The organism is Scytonema hankhaensis NUACC26, assembly GCF_045865695.1.
Taxonomy (GTDB): Bacteria; Cyanobacteriota; Cyanobacteriia; order Cyanobacteriales; family Nostocaceae; genus Scytonema.
The window spans coordinates 43,996-61,433 of sequence record NZ_BAACAP010000208.1 but is presented as its reverse complement, the minus strand read 5'-3'; the positions used below and the strand labels follow the sequence as shown (position 1 = coordinate 61,433).

12 protein-coding genes and 1 pseudogene are annotated in these 17,438 nt (G+C 38.7%); 10 read left to right on the top strand and 3 right to left on the bottom strand.

Annotated elements, in window-relative coordinates; translation table 11 throughout:
- The first annotated feature begins 28 nt into the window (after positions 1-28).
- From ACKTT2_RS25845 to ACKTT2_RS25835, 3 genes are all read left to right on the top strand, one after another.
- Positions 29-1,648, top strand: a complete 1,620-nt coding sequence (locus ACKTT2_RS25845) for a dolichyl-phosphate-mannose--protein mannosyltransferase (RefSeq protein WP_407891965.1) — start codon at positions 29-31, stop codon at positions 1,646-1,648.
- Between the two features lie 712 nt (positions 1,649-2,360).
- Complete coding sequence (locus ACKTT2_RS25840; protein WP_407891928.1) at positions 2,361-2,636, top strand: hypothetical protein; 276 nt, start codon at positions 2,361-2,363, stop codon at positions 2,634-2,636.
- A 172-nt stretch (positions 2,637-2,808) separates the two neighbouring features.
- Complete coding sequence (locus ACKTT2_RS25835; protein WP_407891926.1) at positions 2,809-4,377, top strand: HlyD family secretion protein; 1,569 nt, start codon at positions 2,809-2,811, stop codon at positions 4,375-4,377.
- A 64-nt stretch (positions 4,378-4,441) separates the two neighbouring features.
- Here ACKTT2_RS25835 and ACKTT2_RS25830 read toward each other — a convergent pair whose 3' ends face one another.
- A complete protein-coding gene (locus ACKTT2_RS25830; RefSeq protein ID WP_407891924.1) occupies positions 4,442-6,580 on the bottom strand; it encodes a peptidase domain-containing ABC transporter in 2,139 nt (712 codons plus the stop codon).
- Positions 6,581-6,987: 407 nt separating this feature from the next.
- Between ACKTT2_RS25830 and ACKTT2_RS25825 the strand changes: the two genes are divergently transcribed.
- The 3 genes and pseudogenes from ACKTT2_RS25825 to ACKTT2_RS25815 form a co-directional block, all read left to right on the top strand.
- Complete coding sequence (locus ACKTT2_RS25825) at positions 6,988-9,291, top strand: ATP-binding protein (protein WP_407891922.1); 2,304 nt, start codon at positions 6,988-6,990, stop codon at positions 9,289-9,291.
- The gene (locus ACKTT2_RS25820) at positions 9,236-9,682 is read left to right on the top strand and encodes a response regulator (protein WP_407891920.1); all 447 of its coding nucleotides are present in this window, start codon (positions 9,236-9,238) and stop codon (positions 9,680-9,682) included. Before ACKTT2_RS25825 ends, ACKTT2_RS25820 begins: the two co-directional genes overlap by 56 nt.
- Positions 9,683-9,781: 99 nt before the next feature.
- A pseudogene (locus ACKTT2_RS25815) lies at positions 9,782-9,898 on the top strand (hybrid sensor histidine kinase/response regulator); the annotation flags it as partial.
- 593 nt (positions 9,899-10,491) lie between these two features.
- On the opposite strand, the gene ACKTT2_RS25810 reads toward ACKTT2_RS25815, so the two are convergent.
- Both ACKTT2_RS25810 and ACKTT2_RS25805 read right to left on the bottom strand, forming a co-directional pair.
- The gene (locus ACKTT2_RS25810; protein ID WP_407891963.1) at positions 10,492-11,601 is read right to left on the bottom strand and encodes a response regulator; all 1,110 of its coding nucleotides are present in this window, start codon (positions 11,599-11,601) and stop codon (positions 10,492-10,494) included.
- Positions 11,602-11,866: 265 nt separating this feature from the next.
- Positions 11,867-12,223 (bottom strand): hypothetical protein, encoded by a 357-nt coding sequence (locus ACKTT2_RS25805; RefSeq protein ID WP_407891918.1) that lies wholly within the window; start codon positions 12,221-12,223, stop codon positions 11,867-11,869.
- 1,333 nt (positions 12,224-13,556) lie between these two features.
- Between ACKTT2_RS25805 and ACKTT2_RS25800 the strand changes: the two genes are divergently transcribed.
- From ACKTT2_RS25800 to ACKTT2_RS25785, 4 genes are all read left to right on the top strand, one after another.
- Positions 13,557-14,534, top strand: a complete 978-nt coding sequence (locus ACKTT2_RS25800; RefSeq protein ID WP_407891916.1) for an RluA family pseudouridine synthase — start codon at positions 13,557-13,559, stop codon at positions 14,532-14,534.
- Positions 14,535-15,298: 764 nt separating this feature from the next.
- Positions 15,299-15,817, top strand: a complete 519-nt coding sequence (locus ACKTT2_RS25795) for a bilin-binding protein (RefSeq protein WP_407891914.1) — start codon at positions 15,299-15,301, stop codon at positions 15,815-15,817.
- Positions 15,818-15,934: 117 nt separating this feature from the next.
- Positions 15,935-16,423, top strand: a complete 489-nt coding sequence (locus ACKTT2_RS25790; protein ID WP_407891912.1) for a bilin-binding protein — start codon at positions 15,935-15,937, stop codon at positions 16,421-16,423.
- A 149-nt stretch (positions 16,424-16,572) separates the two neighbouring features.
- Positions 16,573-17,409 carry a phycobilisome rod-core linker polypeptide gene (locus ACKTT2_RS25785; RefSeq protein WP_407891910.1) on the top strand — a complete coding sequence of 279 codons (837 nt, stop codon included), beginning with the start codon at positions 16,573-16,575 and terminating at the stop codon, positions 17,407-17,409.
- The last annotated feature ends 29 nt before the right edge of the window (positions 17,410-17,438 follow it).

Below are 17,438 nucleotides of genomic sequence, written 5' to 3'. Positions count from 1 at the left end.
TTAACTAGTGGCTCTTAACTGTCGGCTAATGACAAAAAAAGCGTTTTATCTTAGCATGGCGAGTGTATTTTTGCTATCACTCGCCTTCCGATTTTGGGGATTGGGACGATTCAATACCTTAGTTTTTGACGAAGTTTATTATGCTAAATTTGGCAACAACTATCTGACAAATATCCCATTTTTTGACGGTCATCCACCATTAGGGAAATACATTATTGCTATAGGTATTTGGATTAGCCATCAAATTCCTTTTTTTCAAAACCAGGTTAATGGGTTGGCTGGTTCGGTAATGTCACCTATTAGTTATCGGTGGATTAATGCTTTTTCTGGCTCGTTTATTCCTATAATTGTTGCTGCGATCGCTTATCAAATCAGTTCCCGTCATAGCTTTGCTTTACTTGCTGGTTTGTTTACAGCTTGTGATGGTATCTTTCTTGTAGAATCCCGTTACGCTTTAATCAATCAGTATATTGTCATTTTTGGTTTATTAGGTCAGTGGTTTCTACTTTTAGCACTCTCTAATCAACGATTATGGCGAAGCTTTTGGTTAGTTCTTTCTGGTGTAGCTTTTGGTGCTTCTTGTGCCACTAAATGGAATGGTTTATGGTTTCTACTAGGTGCTTATCTTATGTGGATAATAGCATGGGGAAATCAGTGGTTGCAATCTTTTCACATAAAGAAAATAGGGCGCGATAAGCCGGGTACGGCTTACGCCAGGGGCGAACGCGAACATCAAGATGAATTGCTTTCCGAAGGCGAGCGAGACATTATTGTTGAAAAGCAAACTCAGAAAACTTCTTTTTTGCCTTCACTTACCAGATTACCTTTTAGTAAAAGAAAGACAAAACATAAAGTCGTTAACCGCTTAGAAGCTCCATCAACTCCACTTAAAAAATTCCCTCAACTTAATATTGTTCAAATTCTATTTTTTTTAGGAATTATCCCTGCAATTATATACAGTCTTCTATGGATTCCTCACCTACAATTAGATACAAGATATGGGTTTGTAGAAGTTCACAAGCAGATTTTAGGATTTCACGAACGTCTAGGTAATAGCTCTAAAATACATCCTTATTGTTCTGCTTGGTATACATGGCCTTTAATGATTCGACCAATGGCTTATTTCTACCAAACAGCAACAAGTCTTAAAGATCCGATACCTGTTATAGGTCCGCCTCTTCCTGAAGCCGGAAAAGTCATTTACGATGTTCATGCTATGGGCAATCCCATCTTATGGTGGTTCGGTGCTGCTACACTTATATTTTTATTAGGAGCACTAATTCAACGATTTGTCAAGTTTTGGATTGGGCAAAAAAGGTTGTTCTTGTCTGCTGAACTAAGCAATGATACTTGGATTGTTTTGTATTTGTTAGTAAATTATGCAGCGAATTTATTACCCTGGGTAAAAGTCGATCGTTGCCTTTTCATCTATCATTATATGACAGCCGTGGTCTTTGCATTTCTAGCGATCGCTTGGCTTGTAGATCGATGCTTCCACAGTTACCATACTCAAATTCGCGCTGTTGGCTTAACTCTTACGTTTTTGATTATCATAGCCTTTGTTTTTTGGACGCCGATTTATTTAGGTTTACCTCTCTCAAATTTTGAGTATAGACCTATGAGAATGTGGTTCAATTCTTGGATTTAGAAGGTTTTTTGTAGGTTGGGTTTCATTCTTCTTTTATCTCATGTCCGGTTGAGTAATGATTATGACTTCACGTAAAGGCGTAAAGAACGACGCTATTTTAGTGATAACTACTCCCGAACCGCTAGAAGAATACCTAATTTAATGAACCGCAAAGACGAGCCAGTGCGTTGCGGAGAGCAGCGCCTCAACGGGGGAGACCCCCGTTGAGGCACCTGGCGTCGCAAAGAGCACGAAGGAAGAAGAAAAAGAAGATAGGTAATCTTAGACCGGAAAGGGAGTAATTAAGTGAACTTGAGAGCGGGGTAAATAACTAGAAAAAACTTAGAAAATTTCTTGATAACTTTAAAGAATCGCTTCAAAACTGGGATTGAGCTTATAAATATTTTATAAATAGTAATTAAATATGTCAATCAATGAGGGATAAAACTGTGTTTAAAAGCCAAAGAAACTTTAAAACAAGAACTCAAGAGTTTGTTAAATTATATGTATTGCCTATATTTAGATCGTTAAACTAATTGATAAAAATACTGATAAAAGATAAAAAAAAGCTCGATGGAGATGATTAGCTTTCAAAAAGTGAATTGTCAAGACTGGACATAGAGAATTTCTTTTGTTAGGTTGATGGATGAGTAAAAGAAGAGCACAGATTATTTGATTGCTGAGTCTTTTATGAAATAAATCTAAGTTTTTTGAATCGGAAAAACAACTTATTATGTCTATTAACAGAAATCAAAACTTGACAATTGAAAGCCAAGAAGAATTGTTTGAAGCATTATCAGATGAATGCTGCGAACAGTTAACAGGAGGGAAAAGTTGGTGGAAGAAATTCACAAAGAAAGTTGAAAAGTACACAGTAAAAACTTTAGCAAATTCAGCTAACGAAGTGACTCAGCTCGGAGGAATGACTGCACTTGGGGTATATACAGCAGGTGAGATAGCTTTAGAAGAAGCCGGACTTGTAGGATCGGGTCAATTAGACGGAAATTAAACTAACGGAACTTAAACCAATTATCTACCTCATTTCTAAATTCTAGCCGAGAAATGGAGTTACTCAAGCTCTGCCTCCATGAAGCAATTAAAGGCAGAGCTTTTTGCTTACTACACTTTAAATACGATTGAAAATTTTATAACTTCTTAAACTGCTCTTCTTCTACTTAACTATGACTAACGCTGATATCTTTTCCGTCCCCAATTCTAGTTCCCTCATAAAGGTGGAAAAAGCAATAGATCGCCCAGAAGAAATTAATCTTAACTCTTTAACTGCTGCTACTGTAGAAGATTTTTTACCCCCGATTGGGAAATGGACAACTATTGGCGGGTTGGTTTTTATAGCTGTCTTTGTTGCAAGCGTTACCCTTGCAAGTGTCCTCCAATATAAAACCACAGTGAAAGTACCTGCTAGCATTCGTCCTGCTGGAGAACTCCGCCTAGTACAAGCGGCGACGGAAGGGATAGTAAAAGACATTTTAGTAAAAGAAAATCAGCAAGTTAAACAAGGAGATATCATTGTTATACTTGATGGCTCTCGACTACAAATGAAGAAAAGCCAACTTCTTGGGAATATTCAACAAGCTATTGTTCAATCAACTCAAATAACTGCTCAAATTTCTGCTTTAGATAGACAAATTAAAGCAGAAAGCGAACAAACAAATCGCGCCACAGTCTCTGCTATAGCTGAATTACAAGGCACTCAAACGGAATACCATAATAGTCAAATTAGCACCACCACCGAAATAGAAGAATCAGCAGCTAACTTAAAATTAGTTCAAAATGATTTAGAAAGAGCCAAAGCTGAATTAAAATCAGCCCAAGCTAATTCACTTGCAACCCAAGCCTTATTAAAAGCAGCAATCGCCAAACGCGATCGCTATAAACCGATAGTCGAATCTGGTGCGCTTTCTCAAGACGTATATGAAGAAGTGACTCTAGCAGTTCAACAACAACAACAAGCCCTAGACTCTCAACGAGCAATAGTAGAAGCCCACAATCAAACTGTAGAAAAGCAACAAAGAGCTATTGAAGCAGCCCAAGCAAGATTAAACAAAGCAAAATCTACCCTTAACCCCATAGCAGGAGTGGCGATCGCTCGCGAGAGAATTGCTCAAGAAAAAGCCAGAGGAGAAGCAACTCTATCTAGACTCCAGCAAGAAAGAGAACTGCTTATTCAACGACAAACAGAACCAGAAAACCAATTAAGCACTTACCAAAAAGAGATCGAACAGATAGAAATCGAACTTCAAAATCTCATAATTCGTGCTTCTGCTTCTGGAAAAATAGCACAACTCAATTTACGAAACGTCTCCCAAGTCATTCGTTCTGGAGACACGATCGCCCAAATTGCACCCAGTGAAGCACCTCTGGAAATCAAAGCTGATGTTCCTTCTGAGGAAATCAGTAAAATTCGGTTAGGACAAAAAGTATATATACGCGTATCTGCTTGTCCTTATCCCGACTATGGCTCTTTACAAGGTACAGTGAGTAGTATTTCTCCAGATGCAATAGAACCTCAATCTCATTTAAATTCTTCTAACTCTTCTTTAGGAATGAGGGGAATTTCACAAGCAGCTAGTTACAAGGTGAACATCAAACCGGAAAACTATATATTGAAGATGGCGGGAAAAGAATGTGCTATTCAACTAGGAATGGAAGGAAGCGCTGATATTCTTTCTCAAGAAGAAACTGTATTGCAATTTGTTTTGAGAAAAGCAAGATTACTCGCCAATGTGTAGTAATATGAGAGTCAAATCAACAATTTCTTCCGATCGTGTCTTAAAAGATTTTTGCCACATATGATTAGGAAGTTAAAAAAATCAAGTGCTGACCGGGTAACTGACGTAGTTCATCGGGAGTCCCAGTCAGTTTGGACTCGCCTTTTTCCAACAGTACAATAAAATCAGCCCGCTCGATCGCTCTGGGGCGATGACTTATCATAATAGTTGTTTTCCCCTGACGATACTCTAATAAATTATCTAAAACTTTAGTTTCTAATGCTGGATCTAAAGCACTTGTAGATTCATCTAAAATTAATATTGGTGGGTTAGTAACAATCGCCCTAGCTATTGCTAATCTTTGCTTTTGTCCTCCAGAAATATTTGCGCCGAATTCTCCTAATGTAGTTTGATATTTATCTGGTAAGTTGCTAATAAATTCATCTGCACCAGCTATCTGACAAGCTTTGACAATTTGTTCAAAATTAACTGAAGGATAGGCAAAACGGAAATTATCAATAATTGAACGGCTCCAAAAGTGCGGTTCTTGGGGAACTAATACGATTTGTTGACGGCGACATTCTAAAGATAAATCTTGTTGATTGTAAATACCATAGCGAATATTACCAGATTCGATGTTATATAATCCCGCCATTAACTTGACTAAAGTGCTTTTGCCACAACCTGATTGTCCTATTAAGGCTGTTACTTTTCCCCCTGGAATGGTGAGAGAAAAATCTTTTAATAAACTAACTCTACCTTGATGATGAAAGTTAAGATTAGTACAAACAATATCTGTATCAGCAGGAACTTGCGCCCAAGGCTTTTTATTATCGTTTTCATCCTCTGCTGTAGCATCTAGGACTTCTGTGAGTCGTTGAATCACGACTTGAGCAGCGATAAATTCATCAACTAACCCTACCACCGAACTTAAAAAGCCTAAGAAATTGCCACTCATGCCGTTAAAGGCAAGTAATTGACCTACACTGAGGGTACGATTAATGACAAAGTAGCTGCCTAACCAAAGTAAACCAATATTTGTCAAGCTACTGAGTGTATTTGTAACTGTGCTGCTATACAACCCCAGCTTCAGGGTACTCCAGTTTAAATTAGCGAGGCGGCTGTAATTAGCTTGATACTCTTCCCAGGCTTGATGAGTCCCTTGGGTTGTTTTCAGAATTTGAATCCCGCGAAAAGTTTCTACAAGAAAACCTTGACTTTCCGTACCTAAAATAATATGACTGCGAGTTTTTTGCCGCAAAGCTGGTAAAAATAGCAAGTTGGCACCCATAATTATCATAAAGACAAATAAGGAAGTTAAAGAAAGCTGCCAACTATAAAAAATCATTATACCCAAAGAGATGACAGCGATAAAAAATTGACTGGGTAAACCCAAAACAATTCGAGAAACCAAGCTATTAACCTTTTCTACATCATCAATGCGACTGACAACTTCCCCACTGCGACGAGTTTCAAAATAAGATAAGGGCAAGCGGAGGAGTTTATACCCGTAATCTAAAATTAATCCCAACTGTAGGCGTTGAGCATATTGTCCTACCAAGTGAGATTGAATAATACCAATAGCAGCCTGAAAAGCATTCATAGTAAGAACTACAATGGCTACGGTAGTTAACAGTTGCATGTCTCCCCTCACCAAAACATCATCCGTGAGGATTTGCATCATAAAAGGAGAAGCCAGAGAAAGAAGTCCAACCACAATATTGATTGCGATCGCTTCTGCAAGAATGTTGCTATAGGGTAAAACTCGTTTGAGGAAACGTCCAAAGCCTGCTATTTTATCTGACTCTTGTTGGTAAAAGCGAGCTTCATCCGGAGTCAGTAATAACATGACACCATTTGCCCAACCCTCTAATAACTCTTGACGGTGAAGCTTGCGAATACCTACTGCTGGGTCGGCAATAATATATCTTTTGTCCTTTTGTGCGTATAATACAACCCAGTGATACTTTTTCCAGTGAATGATGGCAGGGAGAGAAATTCTATCCAATCGTTCTATTAATTCAGGAGTTGCTCTCACTGCACGAGCATTAAAACCTAAGGTTTCCGCTCCTCGTCTTAAACCAAGCAGAGAAGTACCTTGGCTACCCGTACCTACTAATTCCCGCATTTTGTTTATAGCTAAAGTTCTACCATAGTGTTGTGCTATGGTTGCTAGGCAAGCAGCACCACAATCTTCTTCACTGTGTTGTAAAACGACTTTCATTATAGGGCAACACCTAATTTTTCATCTTATGTTTCCCCATTGGCTTGTGAAAATAACATAATTTGACCAGTGACCAGTGACCAGTGACCGAATGGCACGCTTGTTAAAGATTTTTTCATAAGGTTTAACAAAGCTACACATCTGCTGTGCAACCAATCACTGACTTTTAATATTTATTATCAGACATCTAAGTAGATAGTCAGCTAGACTACTGTAGTAATTGTTTGTGTAGTAGGAAATTAAATTCGTCAAAACTTTTCAGACAACATACCTTAAAAAAGGAAAATCAAATTTTATAAAGTGTAAACAAGATTTGATAAGTCATGTATCTTTAGATAAGATTTCAAAAATTATCGATGACACAAACTACAATGAATTTACTCAACTATTAACAATAGAGGTTCAAAGTGCTTAGCGATTTACAACAAAACATTAATGTAACTAGCTTAAAAGAAGCTCCCATACATATTTCCGGTCAAGTTCAACCACATGGAGTTCTTCTAGTCCTTAAAGAACCTGAGTTAACTATATTGCAAGTCAGCACCAATGTCTCTTCGGTATTTGGTATGGCTCCGGTAAATCTGCTGCACAAAAAACTAGAAGAGTTACTCGATCCTTTTCAAATCGAAAAAATTAAAGCAGGTCTTTTAGAAGATAGCCTAGATTTCATCAATCCTACAAAAATTTGGGTGAGGAAAAAAGGTGATGATTATGTCGTCTTTGACGCGGTTTTTCACCGCAACCCAGAGGGATTTTTGATTCTGGAATTAGAGCCTGCTATCGCTCAGGATAATATTCCCTTTTTAAGTTTTTATCATTTAGCACGAGCATCCATTAACCAACTAGGAGAAACAAGCAATATTAGGGAGTTCTGCCAAATTATTGTTCAAGAAGTCCGAAAGGTTACTGGATTCGATCGCGTCATGCTCTATAAATTTGATAATGACGGGCATGGTTCTGTTGTTGCTGAAGAAAAACTAGACCATCTAGAACCTTACTTGGGTTTGCATTACCCAGAATCTGATATTCCCAAACCAGCAAGAAGGTTATTTATTTCCAATTGGATTAGAATCATACCGGATACTCGTTCCCAACAATCAGAAATTTTCCCCATCAATAATCCAGTTACTCAACGTCCGCTTGACTTAACAAATTCTAGCCTCAGAAGTGCGGCTCCGTGTCACATCCAGTACTTGCATAATATGGGTGTGGGTGCTTCTTTAACTATTTCTCTGATTAAAGAAGGAAAACTTTGGGGTCTCATTGCTTGTCATCATCAGACACCCAAATATGTTGCCTATGAGTTACGGAAAGCATGCGAATTTTTAGGTCGAGTCATTTTTGCAGAACTTTCAGCCAGAGAAGAAACGGAAGATTATGACTACCGCATGCAGTTAACGTCTATTCGATCGGCATTGGTTGAATATATGGCGCAAGAAGAAAATTTTATTGATGGGCTAGTTAAACATCAACCAAGTCTTCTCGATCTCGCGAGCGCTCAAGGTGCAGCTATCTGCTTTGGTGGAAATTACACGTTGATTGGTGAAACTCCCAAAGAAGAAGATTTGAATTTCTTAGTTCAGTGGTTACGGAATAATGTCAAAGAAGAAGTCTTCTATACAAATTCTTTGCCACATATTTATCCGGATGCTGAAAGATTTAAAAATGTTGCGAGTGGGTTACTTGCAATTCCCATATCTAAGCGAAATTATGTTTTGTGGTTTAGACCAGAAGTCATTCAAACAGTAAACTGGGGGGGCGATCCCAATAAGGCTTTTGAGTTGAGCCAAACAGAAGGGAATTTCCACTTGCAACCCCGAAAATCGTTTGAACTATGGAAAGAAACAGTTCGTTTAACCTCTTTATCATGGCGACCCGTAGAAATAAAAGCAGCACTGGAATTGCGAAAAGCAATTGTTAACATCGTATTGCGTCAGGCTGATGAACTCGCTCAACTCGCACACGATTTGGAACGTTCTAACGCTGAATTGAAAAAGTTTGCTTATGTCGCCTCCCACGATCTGCAAGAACCTCTCAATCAAGTGGCAAATTACGCGCAGTTGTTAGAGATGCGTTACGATCGCCAACTTGATGAAGATGCTAAGGAGTTTATTGGTTACGTTGTTGAGGGAGTCAGTCTCATGCAGACTCTGATTGACGATGTGCTAGCTTATTCTAAAGTGGATATGCAGGCGATCGAGTTTGAACTCACAGATGTTGATACAGCTTTGGAACGTGCTTTGACTAATTTGCGAAAGCGAGTCAATGAGACTCAGACTGTTATTACTTATGATGAGTTACCAACTGTGATGGCTGATAGTACCCAGTTGATGCAGTTATTCCAAAACCTCATCGGTAATGCTATCAAGTTCCGGAGTGACAAAACACCAGAAATTCATATAGGAGCAACTCGCCTAGAGGATGAATGGTTGTTTTCTGTTCGGGATAACGGTATTGGTATCGATCCCCAGTTTAGCGATCGCATTTTCGTCATCTTTCAGCGTTTGCATACGCGAGATGAGTACCAAGGTACGGGAATGGGTTTGGCAATTTGTAAGAAAATTGTCGAATGTCACCGGGGAAAAATCTGGGTAGAGTCACAACTCGGAGAAGGAGCAACTTTCTACTTTACCATTCCAGTCGGAGGACGCGATCGTGAGCGCAGAAATGGAAGAAAAGTACAAAACAATCTTTTTGGTAGAAGACAATAAAGCTGATGTTCGTCTGATTCAAGAAGCATTGAAAAATAGTACAGTACCGCATCAAGTCATTACGGCTAGGGATGGTATGGATGCTATGGCTTATTTGCGTCAAGAAGGGGAGTATGTCGATGCACCCCGTCCTGACCTTATTTTGCTAGATTTAAACTTACCAAGAAAAGATGGTAGAGAAGTTTTAGCAGAAATTAAAGCCGATCCTCATCTCAAACGCATTCCTGTCGTCGTGCTAACAACCTCACACAACGAAGATGATATTTTACACACCTACGATTTGCATGTGAATTGCTACATTACTAAATCCCGCAACCTCAGCCAGCTTTTCAAAATTGTCAAAGGAATAGAAGAGTTTTGGCTAGCAACCGTGACTTTACCATCTGAATAATTATGAATTATGAATGCTGAATGCTGAATGCTGAATGCTTAAACCTTCTATTCATCATTCATAATTTATAATTCATAATTCCATAGGGGGCGAGCGGGCGTGAAAATTTTGTTAATTGAGGACAATCTTGCAGAAGCAAGACTGTTGGAAGAGTTCCTCAAAAACGCCGACTCCAATCAATTTAGTTTGTTTCATGTTCAGCGATTGGGGGAAGCATTCCCTTGGAAAGGTCAGGGAATTGGAAATTAAATTTCCCCCCTTTCTAAGGCTACGGTGTACACACAAGTCTCTGAAAGTGCATTCTTACGATTTCGATCCCCCCTAACCCCACGCCAGTCGCCTACGGAGGGAGACCCTCCGGAGAGCGCTGGCTCCCCTTAAAAAGGGGGGAATTGAAATCAAACTCTCCTGTTTTCAGGATGTTTCATATCTTTTCTAGACATCTGTGTACACCGTAGCTTTCTAAGGTGGGATTAAGGGGGGTAAATCTAATTTGTGTGTACACACAAGTCTGAAATAGTTGATAGACCTGCATTTTAGCCTTATTTTACCCCACCCTAGCCCTCCCCGATGTATTGGGGAGGGGACTGGAAATCTAGTTTCCCCCCTTTATAAGGAGGGATTAAGGGGGGTAAGTTCAACTTGTGTGTACACCGTAGCCTTTTTAAGGGGGGCTAGGGTCCCCTCTGGGGTTGGGGGGCTAGGGGTCCCCTCTGGGGTTGGGGGCTGATGGGGGGATCTTGATACAACGGTAGACTTTACAAACATCCTCTAAGAAAGATTTTCTCGATCCAAAATCCAAAATTGAATCACTTGATATTTTGAAAGATAATTTTTAGTAAATCTACTTGTGAAAAAGGTTTTGTCAGATATCCTGTGGACTTAACCATTTTTGCCTTCGCTTTATCGATCAATCCCGTTCGTCCCGTAATCATAATTATGGGTGTGTTTTGAAAATATGAATGTTTTCTTAATAATGAACAAATTTCATACCCATCTAAGTTGGGCATTTCAATATCTAATAAAATGATGTCTGGTTTAATACGGATAATCTGCATTAACGCTTTAAGAGGATCGCTAATTCCTGTAACGGTGAATATTTGTCGATCTAAAAAGTTTGTAATAGCATTGACAACAACTGGACTATCATCAATACAAACAACTTTATAAAGTTTTTGCTCGGTAATAGGTTGAAAAGTTTCTTGTTTTGTATTATCAGTTTCTGTTTCGGGATCGCTAATACTAGGCTTGAAAAACTGAGTGGAGTCATTGATGACTTCATGACTATCTTGTTTGACAAATTTTTTCTCAATTTTGGCTTGATATTTTCGTGCTTTTGCTTTGATAAATTGTATGCATTGCTGTTGAGCACTTGCAGGTTTAGCCTTTCTTTGTCGCTGTCTATCTTGACATTCTTCAAAAAGCACTCGTAAATCTAAACGACAAAATCTCGGTAAATCGCCTAAGTTATTTTCTGGTATGAATTCATAGCTTCCATCTTCAATACTTAGTAATGGCTCCAACACATCTAGTGCCATTTGCTCTATCAACATTCCTGCTTCTGCAGAAGTCATGTGATTTTCATTAACTAACCAACAAATAGCTCTATACTCTGGAGTTTCTACAAATTGGTTATTCTTTTGAGTTTCCAATAATGATTGGAAGTGTCTATCGATCGCATTCCGAAGATTAGGGACTTGCTCGCTGAGCCGTTGCAAATTTCTATGAAGAATATCAAACATTTGCTCGCTATAGGACATATAAACGAGTTTGCCTTTCTCCATATAAATTAGCCAGGAAGACGATGGACTATAAACTTGCCAACAACCAGTATTGGTGTTACTAGCTATTTTACTTAGTAGAAATAGCGGCTGTATTTTCTGGAAAAACCTGTATCTACCAATGGGAAGTGTAGTCATATTCATGGCTCTAAATTGAAATTAGGATTTGCAACCAAATTGGGGTTACGAACAAATTTATGATTCACAATATCTTGCCAGGATAATTGCAACATATAGACAGCAAATTGCCCATGTTGGCATAAACCTGCTCCTTTCTCTTCTAACTACCCTTGTTCTTGTGAAACCCAAGTTGTAGAAATTAGAATTGTGAAATTACAACTAGTTCACAAAACTGGCGGTACTTATTGTTAGGGAGTTTTGTTTGGAGATGTCTGATTCCTACTCAATTAATTTGGTAACCCGGTAAATTTATAGTTTTTTCGGCTATATTATCCTTGGCAAGGGCAAGGATGGAATCACCAACAACTGTTTTAGAAAATCTAAGCATCTGTTTAAGGTAGATTTGAGCAAGCGTACTAAGCCGCAAAGTCTGACGAACTGCAAAGTGTTGATATGGTAGACAGCTTTTCTCCAAAAAAGTTCTTATTTGACACAATCGCATATCAAGACTCTCTTGTCTTTTCATATGCCTTGGGCAGATAGGTAAATTCTGAGAGCACTTGCTATCTTTGTTTAACACTTGTTCGCTCGATAGCTCTGTCTCTAGTAAACTTAGAACACTACCTCGAATAAAATTCATGGTACGATTCCTCCAAAGGGACTGGATGTCAACTCATACAACAACACTACGCGGTAAAAAGCACTGAAGACAGTGAAGAAGAGATTCCATTCTTCCCGCGCATTTGGGAACACACTTTGACGTTGCTGTACGATGGGCAGTCACCCTGGGGCATACGATGCCAATTCTAGAACTTTTTAACGAAATTTAAGAAGTGCAGTGCATACCTGAAATATAAAAATTTTTAGTTAACGGTAGATGATAAACAGCTTAACCTTCTCACACTAGGGTAGATGGTAAGTAACTTGCTCTCTATCATTTAGGTTACTATAATTTTCAAAAAAAAGTTAAAGGATGTGTAAAGAGTAATATAAGTGAATAAAGAAACTATAAAAGGTCATTACTCTTTTAACATAAATGTCTTGTTAGGTTGTATACTACGTGGTCTTTTTTTCAGTGTATATACTTAATTATCTATCAGGAGAGAAATTATTAAAACTTTATACTCTCAGTAGCAGAAAATCAGCCCTAATTTTTTTTATAGTAAAAATACTGCTCAATAAGTTCTTAATATTACTAGTTATCGTGAGGAGACTTTTATTATGAGCAGTAGAACGTTAATAATACGTGTTTTTTTTATACACAAAGTCAGATGCGATCGTAAATGCTTCGCTCGAGAGAGAAATTTTATTTGGAAATTTTACACTTAACCTTTCAGTAACTTTGTTAGTTTCCTAAAGAGAGAGAATTTTGTCTACAAAACTGAGCTTTAATTTGTTCAAAAGAAATAATTTATACAAACTTTTTAGGAACGTCTTTTTTTGTTTGTCTAATTTTATACAAAATATGCAAATATTCACCTGAGAAAATCAATAAGACATCTCCATATTATATATCTCAGAAATTAATGTACATTGTATGTAACCCTTTCGGCAAAGCATTGTATTACCCATGTAGCTATTTTCTTTAATTTGTGAAATACGGGTAGGATGGGCAATACTCACCAAAAGTCTTAGTGGTGGGTATTACCCACCCTACAGTGCTTTAATTTTTTCACGAATGATTTAGGATTGCTATATTACAAGATATGGGATTTTCAGAAATCAGTATTATCAAGAAAAAAGTAACAAAAGATACTAGCAAAGGAACTCACTTTTTTATACCTAACAACAAAATCTTTCAATAAAGAACGATCGCATTTAAACTTCACAGAATCTTTACAAAGCCACTAGAGAAATCCTATTTGATTTTTACAACATACTTAGAGAGAGTAATACTGAGTGTATCAATCTTGTGGTGGGCGTTGCATTAACAGTAGGAGTCAGCAAAACAGAACAATTAGTAATCTAACGGTATGACAGAAATCAATATACAAGTTTCAGAAGAAAGTACTCAATCTGTTCCTTCCAAGGATGCGCGTTTAGACCGTTATCTCTCACAAGAACTACCAAATTTATCTCGTTCTAGGATTCAACAGTTAATCGAGCAAGGTAACGTTCAATTGAATGGGAAATCCTGCACATCCAAAAAGATATCTGTAAAAGCAGGGGATCGGATCGCTCTGAACATACCAGAAGCAGAACCACTAGAACTTAAAGCCGAAGAGATCCCCTTAGATATTCTTTACGAAGATAGTTCATTACTGATTATTAATAAACCAGCAGGTTTAGTTGTTCATCCCGCACCAGGTCATCAAGATGGAACTCTTGTAAACGCGATTTTAGCTCACTGTCCCAACTTACCAGGAATTGGAGGAGTTCAAAGACCGGGAATTGTTCACCGATTGGATAAGGATACAACTGGGGCTATTGCGATCGCCAAAACAGAACAAGCTCATCAAGTACTGCAAGTGCAACTGAAAGCAAAAACTGCCGGTCGCGAATATTTGGGGATCGTCTACGGTGCGCCTAAAACGGAAAGCGGTACGATCGATCTACCCATTGGTCGCCACCCAGTGGATCGTAAAAAAATGGCAGTTGTTCCTGTGGAAAAAGGTGGAAGAGTGGCAGTGACGCATTGGAAAGTGAGAGAACGTTTAGGCAACTACACCTTAATGCACTTTCAGTTGGAAACTGGACGCACCCATCAAATTCGAGTTCACAGCGCTCAAATAGGTCATCCCATTGTTGGCGATCCTGTCTACAGTTCCGGTCGTTCTTTGGGAGTTAACTTACCCGGTCAAGCACTTCATGCTTGGAAATTGAAATTACAACATCCGGTGTCTGGGGAATGGATAGAAGTTAGTGCACCTCTTCCTCAGACATTTATGACTTTACTTGAGGTTTTACGACGAAGAACAGGAAACAGTGACCACCTGACCAGTGACCAGTGACCAGTAATTAGTGACCACCTGACCAGTGACCAGTGACCGGAAACTACTCCCTTTGGGCTCTAAAATTCCACTCACTTTGTAGGTAGGGCTATGCCGTACATTCGCCGTTGTAGGGCATAGCCCCACCTACCTGCAATGGTAGTCTTCTGACGGGAAGAGAGTAATCTCCTACTGTCAATTGTCTATATTGTCAATCCATAATTAGAAAAATTTATATTGGATTTTCATCTTCCTACAGATACAAACTTGACAAATACAAAAATGAGAAATTTTACAAAATCTTCTTAATTTAACTTAATATACATTTACATAAAAGTTCGCTTTCAATTTGCTATCGTTCTCAGTCTAATTGTGAGTAAGATTACCTTTGACGAATTATTAGATGATAGTCCAATTAGATAAAGATAGACGAAGGAATATGTCGAATTGTAAAAATCCATTTATATCGAGCGTGCTAAAAGCCTGACTGACAAAGAGCTTTTGCAAAATGCTGTCAGGTTTTACACAAAATTACAATTCTTAATAAGAAATCTACTCAAGCACTATATAAAATCTAAAAAGTAATTAAGAAATCGAGCAAAAAGCAAAGACTTCAACAAACAATATCGATAGCACAATGTAACCATAATTTTTGGTAATTATGCTCTGGGTTTGTGTTTGAATTGCTATGTTCTTCTGCTACGATTTACGAATTGCTTTGAACGCGACCGCAAGCGAATTTCAGAAATTGGATAAGCGGCAATAAAATTGAGGAGAAAAGAACGATGCTAGATGCTTTTTCTAAAGTTGTTGAACAAGCTGACAAAAAAGGTTCTTACCTGAGCGATAACGAAATTAACGGATTATCAACATTAGTTGCTGATAGCAACAAGCGTTTAGATACAGTAAATCGTCTCACTAGTAATGCATCCTCTATTGTGTCAAATGCATATCGCGCTCTAGTAGCAGAACGTCCCGAAGTTTTCAATGCTGGTGGTGCTTGCTTCCATAATCGTAATCAAGCTGCATGCATCCGCGATTTAGGATTCATTTTGCGTTATGTCACTTACTCTGTATTAGCAGGTGATGCTAGCGTTATGGACGATCGCTGCTTAAATGGTTTGCGTGAAACCTACCAAGCATTGGGTACTCCTGGTGATGCTGTAGCTTCTGGAGTTCAAAAAATGAAAGATGCTGCCATCAAAATTGCTAACGATCCCAATAACATTACCAAAGGAGATTGCAGCCAACTCATGTCTGAAGTGGCTAGCTATTTCGACCGGGCTGCTTCTGCTGTTGTTTAACATCATTTTTCCCAACCAAGTTGCTTGAAAAGAACGTAAGAATCAGAGAGATTTTCGAGGAAAAATTTCTCAGTTCTAAGCCATTATATCTGTTAACATTTGGAGATTAAGAAGACCATGAAGACCCCACTCACTGAAGCGATCGCAACTGCTGATGTTCGCGGTACATACTTAAGCAACACCGAAATGCAAGCTGTTTTTGGTCGTTTCAACCGTGCGCGTGCAGGTTTAGAAGCAGCCAAAGCATTTTCTCAAAATGGTAAAAAATGGTCAGAAGCAGCAGCTAACCACGTCTATCAAAAATTCCCTTACACCACTCAAATGCAAGGACCGCAATATGCTTCTACCCAAGAAGGTAAAAACAAGTGTGTACGGGATATCGATCACTACCTCCGCACCATTAGCTACTGCTGTGTAGTAGGCGGTACTGGTCCTTTGGATGAATATGTTGTTGCAGGGTTAAACGAACTTAACAACGCTCTTGGTTTGTCCCCAAGCTGGTATGTAGCAGCGCTAGAATTTGTTCGCGACAATCATGGTTTAAGTGGTGACGTTGCGGGTGAAGCTAACACCTACATCAACTATGCGATTAATGCATTGAGCTAATAAACAACTTAACGTCTTCTGCTAGTGGCTAATAGCTAATAGCTAATGGTTAATTGCTAATAACATTAATAGCAATTAGCGGTCGGCAATTAGCCATTAGCCACGAATTTTAAGTAATGAGCAATTAGCAAAATTGGAGTTTAAGAAAGATGACTAGTTCAGTTGTAGAACGACTAGGCGTTAACGATTGGATAGGCAAAAAAGTTGAGCTACGCCAGAATTGGAACGAAGATGATTTGCAACTGGTGTTTCGGGCTGCTTACGAACAGATTTTTGGACGCCAAGGAGTCTATGCCAGTGAAAAATTCAAAAGCGCCGAATCTTTGTTGCGGAACGGTAAAATTAATGTCCAACAATTTGTTGAGATTTTAGCTAAATCTGATTTTTACAAAGAGCGCTTTTTTCAACAGAACTCCCAAGGACGTTTCATTGAATTAAACTACAAACATTTGCTCGGACGCGCTCCTTACGACCAGTCAGAAATTTCCTATCATGTAGACCTCTACGCTTCTCGTGGCTATGATGCTGACATAGAGTCCTACATTTACAGCCCAGAATATGAAAATGCTTTTGGTAATTATGTCGTTCCCTATTATCGTGGATTCAAATCAATTCCGGGAATGAAGACAGTTGGCTATAACCGCATATTCGCACTTTATCGTGGTAGCGCTAACAGCGATAACTCGCAATATGGTGGGAAAAATTCCCGTTTGCGATCGAAGATCTCGATGAACTTGGCAAACATGATTGTGCCATCAACATCACCATCTGGTGGTGGCTTTGCAGCCGCGCCATCCCTCATCAGTTCTCCTGTACGAGGCGATAATCGCGTGTTTGTTATTGAAGCAGTTCTGGGTTCACAGAACACTGGTGTGGCAGTACGCCGTAGCAGACAAGTCTACACTGTTCCCTATGAAAGACTGTCAGCCACCTATCAAGAAATTCACAAGCGTGGCGGTAAGATAGTTAGCATTACTCAATCTTAAAAACATAATTCAAAATTCGTAATTTGTAA